This is a genomic window from Acidithrix ferrooxidans, assembly GCF_000949295.1.
Lineage (GTDB): Bacteria > Actinomycetota > Acidimicrobiia > Acidimicrobiales > Acidimicrobiaceae > Acidithrix > Acidithrix ferrooxidans.
Map to the genome: position 1 here is coordinate 63,181 of NZ_JXYS01000026.1, position 12,707 is coordinate 75,887.

Here is a 12,707-nt window from a genome sequence, read left to right on the forward strand (position 1 = left end):
CTTTTAGGTTTTTCTTTTATGTCCGCCTTTTGATTGGGCGATTGACAAGTGAGAGGCTAAGGACATACGTCCTTAGCCTCTCATCATATTCAAAGTTGTTTTAGGTTATCATTACTATGTGTCTTTTATTACAAATAACCTTTTGACCTTGAGCGGCTGGACTGCCATTGCATTGATCTTTCTTTTGCCGGCATTGGAGTCTTCGGTATTTCTTGGTTTTATCGTTCCAGGGGAGACAGCAGTACTAGTCGGTGGTGTCTTGGCTTATGAGCACCATATCTCTCTATGGGCTGCACTATTAGCCTCGGTCATGGGAGCGATAATCGGTGATTCAATTGGATACTTCGTTGGCAGGAAGTTTGGACGACGAATCCTGGCTTCGAAATACGGTCGGTTTGTAAAAGCTCGCCATATTAAACTGGCCGAAGACTTTATCGCCCGCAGGGGAGGACTGAGCATATTTATTGGTCGATATGCTGCCACGCTTCGAGCGATAGTTCCTGGTCTAGCTGGAATGACGGGTATGCGCTATAAGACCTTCGCGATCTTTAATGTCTTAGGCGGAGCTACTTGGGCTATCTTATTTTCGCTAGCTGGATATTTAGCGGGAGCGAGTTTTCATCGCGTACAATCGATTTCAGGGATTGCGGGTTATGTCCTCATGGCCTTGATACTAGTGATTTTGGTCGTTGCTTACCTGCTAAAGCGGCGCGTTGGCAGGAAAATGCTGGGGGCCGAAGCCATTTTCGTCGGTCGGCCAGACGATGGCGAAGAGAGATCTAGCGAGGCGGAATAGGCGGCTTCGGCGAAGGAGAGTTGAGCAGATAGAGGGTATATCTTAGATTTCTGTTCTTGGTCGACATCTCCTTTGAGGTACGTTTGGTGTGATTTTGGAGTGCCTTCGATGGCGCCGTTAGCTCAATGTGAAGCGCACGCGTCTGAAACCCTTGCCTTTGTTTTCGATCTTGGTTATCGTCATTTGGCCAATTTTGGAGGTGGAGGTTACGTGGGTTCCTCCGTCGGCTTGGGTGTCTAGACCGACAATATCTACTATCCGAATGATCTCTAGCTCCGGCGGTAGCAAGTTGGTGGCTGTCCTTATGATGTTGGGAATCGAAAGAGCGATTTCGCGGGGTTGGCGTGAGGTTAGAATCTGGTGGTCCTCAAGAATTTCGCGACTACATGTCTCCTCTAGCGTCTCCTTGAAGCCCGTAGGTATTTCAGTTAAATTAAAGTCGGCGCGAGCCGATAGTGGTTCCATGTTGCCACCAGTTACCAAGGCTCCAAAGTCACGGAAGATGACGCCTGACAGTAGGTGTAACGCTGAGTGAGTGCGCATAAGAGCTAACCGACGTGGAGCATTGATGCGAGCGGTCACTGTCATGTTGACTTGTGGTAAGGGGTCCCCTAGGGCTGGGATCAATCTGAGGTCGTTCTCTTTTTGGACGCCGATTATTGAAGTGGTCTTGTCCTCGAAGGTTAGCGTGCCCTCGTCTGGAGGTTGTCCACCACCGCCGGGATAAAAAGCGGAACGATCAAGTACTATACCTTCTGGAGTTGCTTGGAGCACCTTGGCCTCGAACTCCAATAGATCAGGGTCTGATAGCTCCAGGCGGATTGTTCGGCCAATTCTATCTTCGTAGTCGCTCATAACTCTTCAATCTTAGCCCACAGGGTTGATTACAAGAGAGGTTGTGGACTGGTTGCACTCGCTCATTGGGGTTTTGTTATCTATGATTTTGGTTTAGTTCGTCGCTTTAGCCGCTCCATCAGAAATGGAACTGTATATCGTCTAAATGCGGCGATCTGGTCCATGGGCCTACCGGCCCGAATCGAATTGGGAATCATCCCTAAAGCTTCTAAGGGGTGCTCTGATAGCAATTGACCTATTATTAGGCGGTGTTGATGCCAGATTCGAAGTTCTCTCAGCAACTGTGGATCTAGATCTTGGCTTTGAGATTCCCTGAGCATTATCTGATCTGCCTTGCGCGCCAGTTTGCGAAGGTCTTTTGATACACCTTGGGGGCTATCCCTGTAAAAGACCAACGGTGCTCCGAGGACAAGAGAGTATCTATCTTTAGTAGCTCTAAGCCACATGTCCCAATCTTCGGCGGAGTCCAGTTCTGAATCGAAGCCATTGATTGACCTAGCGAGTTCTCTTTTCATCATTACAGTGGAGGTCTGGAATCGATTTAGAATTGCAATATCTTCTGCAAAATATCTTCTTTGTGATTTGATATGGTCGTCGAGCTTGGATATCTCTCTAGACCAATCAGTTGCAATTATTTGAAGATCGGGATTTTGTCTGGATGCCTCTATCTGTAATTCGAGTTTTTTTGGGTGCCAGATGTCATCGCCATCTAGAAAGGCTAACCAACTTTCACTGGCTAGTTCTATCCCATGATTTCGTGCTTTGGAGGGTCCACCATTTTCACGAAAAGCAATTTGAATTTCGCCAGAATAGCTATTTATTATCTCTTTTGAGCCGTCGCTTGAACCGTCATCTACGACAATAATCTCTTGGGGCTTGAAGCTCTGAGCTAGGACTGACTCAATTGCTGGGCCGATCGTTCCTTTTGAATTATAGGAGGTCACTATGGCCGATATAGATTCTTGATCGCTGGCTGGATTAGGCATGAGCGCAGTTGTCGCTTTGTGAGAGCTGCGATGTTGAATTGAAGTCGCTCTTGTTTTTTGCGGCAAGCAACCTAGCTGCCCTTGCCACCTCTTCTCGGTCGTCGAGGTGAGAGGTGGTTTCGCCGATTCTGATCGTTGTCTCGTGGCCGCGTCCCACAATTACTACTCCGTCGCTTTCGCATGCATTCATGACGGCATATTCGATTGCGCTGGACCGTGAGAGTTCGATGTGGACCTTTTGTGGGGGCATATCGAGAGTTCCAAGAAGTAGTTGTGTGATGATCGCTTCTGGGTCTTCATTGCCTGGGTTATCTGTGGTTAGTATGGCGCAATCGGCACTTGCTAGGGCAGCACCGAGACTTGGTCGTTTTAGGCGATCTCTGCCACCTCTGGCGCCTCCAACCGCAAAGACCTTGCCATTGGGTGGAAGGAGCGAGCGCACCGTTGAGATCAGATTTGCTATGGAGTCTGGGGTGTGAGCGTAGTCAACGACGACCATTGAGGGTTGGCCGGCCTCAACCAATTGGAATCGACCATCGACAGAAGAACATTGTGAGATTCCTTGGATGACTACCTCCGCAGGAGCGCCAAGTTCGGTGGCGGCGATGAAGGCGGCTGTAGCATTTAGGGCATTTATTGAACCAACGATATGGGTTGAGAGATCGAAGATTGAGTCCTTATGGATCAATGAAAATTTAGTGCCATCGGTGCTTACTTTGGTGTTTTCTATTCGATAGTCAGCATCGGCTGAAGTGCCAAAAGTTACCCTCGGCACTTGGACCTGGTGAGCTAGGCGGCGTCCCCATGTGTCGTCGATGTTTATGATCACAAAGCCGCAACGGTTTGCTTCAAAGAGCCTGGACTTTGCATAGTAATATTGCTCCATCGTTCCGTGGTAGTCAAGGTGCTCGGGGGATAGGTTGGTGAAGATTCCTATTCGAAACGACGTGCCTTCGATGCGCATTTGGTCAATGCCATGCGAAGAGACCTCCATGGATACGGTTTCTACATCGTTTTCAACCATTTCGGCCAAGACCGCCTGTAGATCAGGGGCCTCTGGTGTTGTGTAGGTGGAGCCATAGCGCTTATTTGCCGATCGAACTTCTATGGTGCCGATTACCCCAGTGCGGATTCCGCTTGCCGATAGCGCTGAATCTAAAAGGAAAGATGTTGTTGTCTTACCGTTAGTACCAGTAATCCCAACCAAGTTGATCTTTTTGGATGGGTTGTCATAGATTGCACAGGAGATAATACCTAGGTTTTGGCGAACCGATGGAACTATGAGGATTGAGATCTCCTCAAGTAAAGAGATCGTATCTAGATTTGCCTGTGCGATGACTATTCCAACCGCCCCCATGTTCAGTGCGGTTTGGATAAAGTTATAGCCGTTTTGGTTTGAACCTTTCATCGCAGCGAAAACAAAGCCTGGTTCGACCTTGCGTGAATCGTGTGATATCCCATGCACGACCTGATCACTACCGATAAGTCTTGCTCCATCAATCAGAGCTGCTATTTCGGAGAGTAGAATTGCCACTTATTGCGCTTCCGACTAGATCAAGCTTATACTTCAATCTAGCCTATTGTCTGAATTTAAAATTAGCTGAAAATCTCGTCATTTGAGACTTATATGATGGATTCGATTCGCATAAGTGGCTATTTCGTCCATTTTTTTGATGCTATTGGCTCTCTTTATCGATAAAAGCCCATCGATAGGTGGATGTGCTTGGTGGCGAGTCGCAATTTTTCCATAAGTTGATAGATGATTTTTCGTGGATCCACAAAGGAAGCCTAATTAGCAGTCGCATAAGTATTAGGGGTGGAAGGGTTTGTCTCACAGGGTCAAGCTCTTTTGTCTTCCCATATTTGTTGTGACAAATAAGACCCCAAATTTATTGTAATGCCAACTGTTCCTTATTGAAGAATCGATGTTTTCTTCACCTCTAGAGTCTTGCCTAAAAGTCAAGGCATTGACCTTTAGGCAAGGCCGTCATAGAAATGCGGTACAAGGATTCGTGGCGGTGGATGATTATTTGTTACCAGGTTAAGAGAATTGATGAAGCCAGACAAGAGTTAAATCTCCGTCATCCGCACAATGGGCATAGCTCATTTTCTGCGAGCAATATGGTTTGTTTTTTAGATGGCACATTTCACATGGACTAGGCGCTTTAGATAGAGAGCGTACCTAGTTCTTTCTGTGTGAGGGCGGCCGGGCCGTTCTAAGGTTAGCCCATTTTCGTGTTGGAGGATTTGGGTCTATCTTCTTTTGTCAAGGGATTTGGCTGCCTTTGGTCTCTAATAGAGTCTGAACTGCCGATAATTCTGAGCGGTTATGGCTTGACTTTTCATTGAGAGAGAGTTCTTTATAGCCAGCGATCGACCTTTGGGCGATGGTTGGCTGTAAAGGCGACGATGGCTAAATTTCAAGTTCGCATGGAGATTTCTTTGCCGATTCAAAAGGCTAATGCGGCTTCGAAGATAGTTCTCCAGTAAAAACAATCAATGGTTGACTTTTTGGCTAAGACAATATGTAGTTGTTTTATCTCAGAGAAGCGGGTAACTATTAATTCACTGGTTGTGTCTGTTTTTGATGATGACCGAGATGGTGAGGCGCCTGATAGGCCTGCATCTACAACTAAGGCGAAAAAGGTTCTTGAGCTGACCGCACGCGCTGCGAGAGGACTGGGCCACGATTGGATCGTCACGGAGCATCTGTCGCTTGGACTAATTATTCAGGGGACCTCGCTCGCTGGGGAGATCTTGTTGGAAGTCGGTGTTACGCGTGGACGGGCCGAGTCGGTTGTCATAAGGGTAATTACTCAGGAGCGTCAATTTCATCAAAGGCCAGGTGAATCTGATATAGCGCTTAGCTGAGAGTCCAAATAAAAATACGATAGAGGTTGAAATTGATGGCAAGGTGTTGCTTAGGTCGGAGTTCACTCAAGCAATGGTGTATATTTTTTATATCTTGATCGCAATTTGGCAAGGATCGTTTCTCCATCTGTAAATCTGGCTTTTAAAACAACGACTTGCCTACAAATAGGGGACTCTTCGATTTATTTTGTGAAGATCAGGGCAAGAGGCCAATAGCGGAGTGGAATGGTTGGAATTGATTTATGAATTGAAAAATTGCTGATTTTAATTTGTGGAGCTCTACTAAGTAAATTGGCGCAATTGACTTAATGGATGAGAGTGCGCCCTCGGCAGGATTCGAACCTGCGCCACCGGCTCCGGAGGCCGGTGCTCTATCCCCTGAGCTACGAGGGCAATCGTAATAGTCCTTGGAGTATCTCTTTTCAATCCTAATGGCTTCGTGACTTGGACTTGAGCCTTTTTGCAATCTCCCGTAGAGATCTTAAAGACCAGATCAACGACTTGTTTTGATATTGATCTGCTTCAAGAGGCATTTAGGGTTGTGCCATTTGGTTGAGATAGGACCAAAATTCTCGCTAGGATCCTAGTTTTTTGGCGATTATCTTGAGGCGCACGTAGTCGATAGATTTGTTTGGTAACTTCTCAGCCACTTCTTGGATAATCTTTTTTTGATCTATTGATTCGTATTTGGCAATCTGATCTTTTAATACAATTGTTCGAAGAAAGGTTTCGAGCTCGTCCTTGTTCTTTAGATAAAGTGGATCTTCCTCCAGAACTACAGATTCCGGAGAAAGACCAGCGGCTTGGAGATTTTCTTTAGCATCAGCCACTGACGAAAAGTTCCAAATCTCTTTTGCATCTGCGCTCGTTTTAGAGACCTCTTCATAGCAAGCTATGACTTGAGCGATATTTGTCTCCCCACCACAGTCAGCCACTAGAGGGCAATCGTCTTTTAGGATCGCGGCGATATTTTTAAAAAGAGTGAGATGATCGTGAATCCAGTGAAATGCAGCAACGCTAATTGCTCCATCGCAGCTATTTGGCAGTCCAAATGGCGACAATAGGTCGGCCTCAATAACTTCAAAGGTGCCAGGGTGGTCCTTTAGCTGCTCTCTTAGGGTCGCTAGCATCGCCCGGGATCGCTCGACCATTATGACTTTTCCCTTTGGTAGAAGTTTGGCTAGGGCAAATGAATCTCGACCAGTCCCGGCTCCTAGGTCTGCAATGGTCTCATTCCCAGCTAAGTCGAGGTGGCCTATAGCTTTTTTGCCCCAATTCAAATGGGGTAGTTCTAGGGTCGAGTAGGTCTTTGAATCCCAGTCATTTAACAAATAAGTTACCGCCTTTTGCTTTTTTACAAGGATAACATCCAAGTGTGGTCACCGGATGCACCTCGACAAATAACGCTTTTTTGTCATCGGGGTCCGATCTTCGTAAAAGAGGCAATTTCCTAATAGGATGATTTTTTAGATGTTTAGGAGAAGACCGCTTTGTTAAGGATTAAAGACCATCTAAGAGGACTCGTTGTTCAGGCGTTGGGCGACCTCGGAGTCGACCTTTCCACCGTAAATTTTGATGTCACAGAACCCGCTCGGGCGGAATTTGGAGAGTTCGCCACTAATGCAGCCATGGTGGGCGCCAAGGTATTGGGAACCAACCCCCGAGATTTAGCCAGCAGACTTGTGGAACAGATTCTCAACTCATCAAGCCCATATCTAAAGGGAGCTGAACTAGCGGGACCAGGTTTTGTCAATTTTCGACTCAACAACAGCTGGCTCTATGAGGACGTGAGCGCTGCTTTATCTATGGGGGTTGATGGCTATGGACGAAGCGATATCGGCAAGGGTAAAAGACTTCTCCTAGAGTTTGTATCGGCTAACCCAACGGGGCCACTTCATCTTGGAAACGGGTGGTGGGCTTCCTATGGAGACTCTTTGGGACGACTCCTTGCCTTCGTGAACTATGACGTATCGACTGAGTATTACGTAAATGACACAGGGGGACAGATTCGCGCACTGGGTGAATCTCTGTTGGCGCTCGCAAAAGGGGAGGCGGTTCCCGAGGGGGGATATAGCGGGGAGTACGTCTCCACATTGGCTAGAGGTTACGATGGCGACCTCAATGATGTCACTGCCGCTGGTAAGTTCGCATCCGACAAGATCCTAGTAATGATCAAAGAGAGTTTGTCGGATTTGGGGATTACCTTTGATACCTGGTATTCCCAGGCCTCGATTGAAGAGTCTGGAGCTGTTGGCGAAGTAGTTGAGCTTTTGAAGGCAAATGGCGCCATAGAGATTCAAGATGGTAAGTCGGTCTTTATGGCGACTCGTTATGGAGACAATCGTGATCGATTCTTGACAAAGGCAAACGGAGACTATACCTATTTAGCTGGCGATATTGCTTATCACTATGACAAACTTGTCCGCCGAGGCTTTGACTATGCGATTGATATCTTTGGAGCTGACCATCAGGGCCAAGTCCCGAGTCTCCTTGGGGCGATGAGTGCGTTAGGTTGTGAGTCGTCGCGCCTTGAAATACTCCTTGGTCAGATGGTCTCTCTCCAAAGAGGGGATGAGGTTGTCAAGTTTTCAAAGCGAAAAGGTAACGTTGTGGATCTTCAAGAGGTGACCAAAGAGATTGGCGCTAGCGCGATGCGGCTTTTGTCGTTACAGACTTCAATCGATCGCTCTAGCGTAGTTGATTTGGCAGTGGTGACCTCTAAGTCAATGGACAACCCTGTCTACTACATCCAATATGCGCATGCTCGAATGGCTGCGATAGAGAGGATGCGCATTGAGCGAGAGATTCCAGAGCCACAGATAGAAGATGTCGATCTTTCGTTATTAGTGCACCCCCGAGAGTTGGAGCTTCTCAAGATACAATCTCGCCTAGATGAAGTGGTCTCGATAGCTGCTACAGAGCGAGCTCCCTACAAGATTGTAACTTGGCTGCGGGACTTCGCAGGAGCCTTCCACGGCTTCTATCACGATTGCTCTGTCTTGGGGGACGGGCCGGAGTTGACTCAAGCACGCCTATGCATGGTGCGGGGCGCTCAGGTCGCTATCAAGGTAGCTCTTTCATTAGTTGGAGTCGAGGCTCTGGAGCGGATGTAGCTAGATTCTAAAGGTGCCTTGGTCCAATCTGGCGAAGTTACTTTTATTGGCGATGGCCAAATATATATGGTTTGAAATTAATTTGAATGGATAGAGTCTGATGACCAATTCGACCGCGATCTCACCGCATCTCTTGCCTTCAGGCTGTTCGATTCGTGAAGATGGAAGGGTGGAGATGCATGGTGTGGCGCTCCTAGATATAGCCAAGGAGTTTGGTACCCCTTGCTTTGTCTACGACTTAGATCACATCAAAGCTCGCGCGAATGAAGCTAGGGGTGCTGCTCCTTGGACTGTAGCTTATGCCTCTAAGGCATTTCTATGTCGAGAGCTCGTGAGAGTCTTGGATCGAATGGGCTTGTCGATGGATGTGGCCTCGGGAGGCGAACTCGCGGTGGTCATCTCTGGAGGTCTCGATCCAGGGCGAATTATATTTCATGGCAACAATAAGTCGCAGTTGGAACTGAGCGAGGCAATTGACTACGGAGTTGGGTTGGTCGTGGTCGATTCCATGACGGAGCTTGAGCGACTCGAGTCAATTTGTCGAAGCCGGGGTGTTGTGGCGCGGATCCTGATTCGCATAACCCCTGGAGTAGAGGCACACACCCATGAATTCGTCATGACTGGTCAGGAAGATACCAAATTTGGCTTCTCTCTCAAATCAGGAGAGGCCGAACAAGCGATCGAGAGGTCGATCCGATCTGACTTTCTTGACTTTGTTGGAATCCATGCACACATTGGGTCTCAGATATTTTTACTGGATTCGTACTACAAAGAGGTGGAGGCGCTCTCGGGGATCATCGAACGCTACCAACCCGCTACAGTGAATCTAGGTGGTGGCCTCGGTGTCGCGTACCTTGGTGATGAACTAACACCGACATTTGACGAGTGGGCGAGGGTCCTCTATGGCGCCTTGAGCGATCTTAGGGTTGATTCAAAGACGCAGATAATCGTTGAGCCCGGCCGTTCTTTGATCGCATCCTCGGCCCTAACCCTATATCGGGTCGGAACGATCAAGGTTTTGCCTGGTCTTAGAACATATGTATCTGTGGATGGCGGAATGAGTGATAACCCTCGCCCTGTCCTGTATGACAGCGGATATGAAGCATTTATGCCAGGCTATGGGAGCGCTATCAGGGATAGCTGCGTAACCATCGTCGGAAAGCATTGTGAGAGCGGTGATGTCTTGATTAGGAATGCCTGGTTGCCAAGGACTTTGGCGGAAGGCGATATCATCGCAACTCCTGTTACTGGCGCATATGGATATTCCATGGCTTCAAATTACAATAGAGTTCCACGCCCCCCAGTCGTCTTTGTCGATAGCGATGGCCCGCGACTTGCAATTCGCGGAGAGACCTACGAGGATCTGCTTCGACTCGAGATTTAGTTTTGTTACTCGGAGGGAAGCTCCTATCTTCTTGGGCGTTACTTGTCACTATGCCTAGAGATCGATTTTGGCCCGTTGGGTATCGCTCTTAGGAGAAGGCTAACCATGCTCTAGAGCTTTGGCGATTATGATTTTTCACCAGTAGGAGCGAAATTGTTGCTAATTAATAAAATTTCATCGATCAGGCGGTGAGTCAAATTCCAGTACGTATAGGTCTTCTTGGCTGTGGAAACGTTGGAGCAGAGCTTCTGAAGTTGCTTACCAGAGATAGTGAATTGATTCACTCTCAAACAGGTGAACGATTCGTTGTTACTGCCGTGGCCGTTCGGGACTTAAATCGGCCACGTCCCGATTACGTCGATCGTGAACTGCTTACAGATCGTCCTGAGGACGTAGTCGCCTCCAGTGATGTGGATATCGTTGTCGAAGTTATGGGGGGAATCTCTCCTACGAGAGAGTTGATTGAAAAGGCACTTTTGAGTGGCAAGACGGTTGTGACTGCCAATAAGGCGCTTTTGGCAGTGGTTGGAGCTGAACTCACACAGATCGCAAATAGTGTAGGTCGAGATATCTTTTTTGAAGCAGCGGTAGCTGGCGGAATTCCTCTGATACGCTCGCTTAGAGTCAGCTTGGCTGGCGAGCGAGTTAGACGTATCGCTGGAATTGTCAATGGCACTACAAACTTCATTCTTTCAGCGATGTCTGACTCTGACTTGAGTTATGAAGATGCATTGGCGCTGGCGATGGAGGCTGGATATGCAGAGGCTGATCCATCTGCTGACGTCGAAGGTGACGACGCTCGGGCCAAAGCGGCAATTTTAGCGACTGTGGCGTTTGGTCGGCTGGTTCGCTTTGAGGATGTGTATCGAGAGGGAATTACCAAGATAACCTCTATGGATATCGACTTTGCTAAGCGACATGGTTTTGAGATCAAGCTTTTGGCTATCTGTGAGGTGCTGGATCAGCCTGGCGACTCATCGCAAAAGATTGCAGTTCGAGTCCATCCTTCCCTCGTTCCTAAGGATCACCCCCTTGCACTGGTCAGAGATTCGTTCAACGCGGTATTTGTCACCGGAGAAGCGGTTGGCGAGCTGATGTTTTATGGCCGAGGAGCCGGAGGGCTTCCAACTGCAAGCGCGGTTTTAGGCGATGTGATCGATGCGGCCCATAATTTACGATACGGCGTTACTGAAAGGCAACTCGATAGAGAACCAGCACATCTCGTCTCTATTCATGAGATGGAGAATCGTTTTTATATAGCTGTGGATGTTGTGGACAAGCCAGGCGTTTTAGCTGGGGTTGCTTCCCTCTTTGGAGAGAACAACGTCTCAATTCGTTCTATGGAGCAGCTAGATATGAACGAAGAAGCAAGACTGGTCTTTATTACTCATATGGCTCCAGAGAGCGCTATAAATGCGACGTTAGAAGGAATTAGGAGCCTGGATTCGGTACGTCGGGTTGCAGGGTTTATTCGAGTCTTTGATCCTAGCTAGGTAGCCAGTAAGCTTCTAAAACTTAATTTGATCGATGGCGAAGGCCAAAAGGGTGTGAAATGCAAAGTTCGACGGGAAAATTGTCCTCATCTTCTCTCAATTGGAGAGGGCTGATAAATGAATATCGGCACTTTCTTCCGGTTGCTCCAGATGTAGAGGTGGTTACCCTTGGAGAGGGGGCAACTCCGCTGATTTATGCGCCAGTTCTCTCGGGGATGACAAATGCAAGTGTCTATCTTAAATTTGAGGGAGCCAATCCAACTGGGTCATTCAAGGATCGCGGAATGACAATGGCTATTACTAAGGCCAAAGAAGCTGGATCGAAGGCAGTCGTATGTGCCTCGACTGGCAATACTTCCGCCTCGGCGGCTGCTTATGCTGCCAAAGCTGATATGTCTTGTCTTGTCCTTATTCCAGCTGGCTACATTGCCCTTGGAAAACTCGCTCAGGCCTTGATCTATGGAGCAAAGGTGATCCAGATTAAAGGGAACTTTGATCGAGCGCTCGAGATCGTTCGAGAACTTGGCGAGACTAAGGCGATAACTGTCGTGAACTCGATCAATCCATTTCGAATTGAGGGCCAAAAGACCGGCGCCTTTGAAGTGATCGATCAACTTGGTTTTGCCCCGGACTATCATTTCATACCCGTAGGAAATGCTGGCAATATAACTGCATATTGGCGTGGCTATAAAGAGTATGAAAAGGCTGGCCTAAGTCACTCGTTGCCTAAGATGATTGGCGTGCAGGCTGCAGGCGCTGCGCCAATCGTTCTAGGCCATCCAGTTTTGGAGCCCAATACCATAGCCACTGCGATTCGAATTGGAAATCCAGCCTCATGGGAGCAGGCTCTTGCTGCCCGCGATGAATCTGGCGGAGATATTTTTGCCGCCACCGACGAGGAGATACTTGCTGCATATCGCCTTTTGGCCAGTCGCGAATCCATCTTTTGCGAACCAGCCTCCGCTGCATCGGTAGCTGGTCTATTGAAGTCTAAGGTGCCAGCGGGTGCCAGGGTTGTTTGTGTTCTGACCGGAAATGGTTTGAAGGATCCCGATACTGCGATCTCACAAATTCAGGTACCTACAGCATTGGATGCAACTATTGAGGCAATTTCAGAAGCTGTAGGTATCTAGTATTCTTGAACTGAGTTTTTCCCATGAAGACCTAGTCAAAGATTAAAAGACTGATCGACCAAGAAGGCCCCACTGT

General features: G+C 48.0%; 10 protein-coding genes and 1 tRNA gene. 6 read left to right on the plus strand and 5 right to left on the minus strand.

The window, feature by feature from the left end:
* The first annotated feature begins 118 nt into the window (after positions 1-118).
* Complete coding sequence (locus AXFE_RS05450; RefSeq protein ID WP_082058510.1) at positions 119-796, plus strand: DedA family protein; 678 nt, start codon at positions 119-121, stop codon at positions 794-796.
* A gap of 117 nt (positions 797-913) precedes the next feature.
* Here the strand turns inward: AXFE_RS05450 and AXFE_RS05455 are convergent, their stop codons facing one another.
* From AXFE_RS05455 to AXFE_RS05465, 3 genes are all read right to left on the minus strand, one after another.
* On the minus strand, positions 914-1,651 hold the full coding sequence (locus AXFE_RS05455) for an alanyl-tRNA editing protein (RefSeq protein ID WP_052604892.1): 738 nt from the start codon (positions 1,649-1,651) through the stop codon (positions 914-916).
* Between the two features lie 80 nt (positions 1,652-1,731).
* Positions 1,732-2,637 (minus strand): glycosyltransferase family 2 protein, encoded by a 906-nt coding sequence (locus tag AXFE_RS05460; protein WP_052604893.1) that lies wholly within the window; start codon positions 2,635-2,637, stop codon positions 1,732-1,734.
* Entirely contained in the window at positions 2,630-4,171 is a 1,542-nt protein-coding gene (locus tag AXFE_RS05465) for a UDP-N-acetylmuramoyl-L-alanyl-D-glutamate--2,6-diaminopimelate ligase (protein ID WP_052604894.1), read from the minus strand. Before AXFE_RS05465 ends, AXFE_RS05460 begins: the two co-directional genes overlap by 8 nt.
* Positions 4,172-5,148: 977 nt before the next feature.
* Between AXFE_RS05465 and AXFE_RS05470 the strand changes: the two genes are divergently transcribed.
* On the plus strand, positions 5,149-5,508 hold the full coding sequence (locus AXFE_RS05470) for a Clp protease N-terminal domain-containing protein (RefSeq protein ID WP_160291743.1): 360 nt from the start codon (positions 5,149-5,151) through the stop codon (positions 5,506-5,508).
* Positions 5,509-5,829: 321 nt separating this feature from the next.
* On the opposite strand, the gene AXFE_RS05475 is transcribed toward AXFE_RS05470, so the two are convergent.
* Positions 5,830-5,901 (minus strand) — tRNA-Arg (locus tag AXFE_RS05475).
* Between the two features lie 182 nt (positions 5,902-6,083).
* Entirely contained in the window at positions 6,084-6,839 is a 756-nt protein-coding gene (locus tag AXFE_RS05480) for a class I SAM-dependent methyltransferase (protein ID WP_160291744.1), read from the minus strand.
* A gap of 159 nt (positions 6,840-6,998) precedes the next feature.
* Here AXFE_RS05480 and argS point away from each other — a divergent pair, with 159 nt between their 5' ends.
* The 4 genes from argS to thrC all read left to right on the plus strand — a co-directional run bounded on the left by argS (position 6,999) and on the right by thrC (position 12,631).
* Positions 6,999-8,621 carry an arginine--tRNA ligase gene (gene argS, locus AXFE_RS05485; RefSeq protein ID WP_052604897.1) on the plus strand — a complete coding sequence of 541 codons (1,623 nt, stop codon included), beginning with the start codon at positions 6,999-7,001 and terminating at the stop codon, positions 8,619-8,621.
* Between the two features lie 100 nt (positions 8,622-8,721).
* Complete coding sequence (gene lysA, locus AXFE_RS05490) at positions 8,722-10,005, plus strand: diaminopimelate decarboxylase (protein WP_052604898.1); 1,284 nt, start codon at positions 8,722-8,724, stop codon at positions 10,003-10,005.
* A 188-nt stretch (positions 10,006-10,193) separates the two neighbouring features.
* Positions 10,194-11,498, plus strand: a complete 1,305-nt coding sequence (locus tag AXFE_RS05495) for a homoserine dehydrogenase (RefSeq protein ID WP_082058511.1) — start codon at positions 10,194-10,196, stop codon at positions 11,496-11,498.
* Positions 11,499-11,557: 59 nt separating this feature from the next.
* A complete protein-coding gene (thrC, locus tag AXFE_RS05500; protein WP_052604900.1) occupies positions 11,558-12,631 on the plus strand; it encodes a threonine synthase in 1,074 nt (357 codons plus the stop codon).
* Positions 12,632-12,707: the final 76 nt, after the last annotated feature.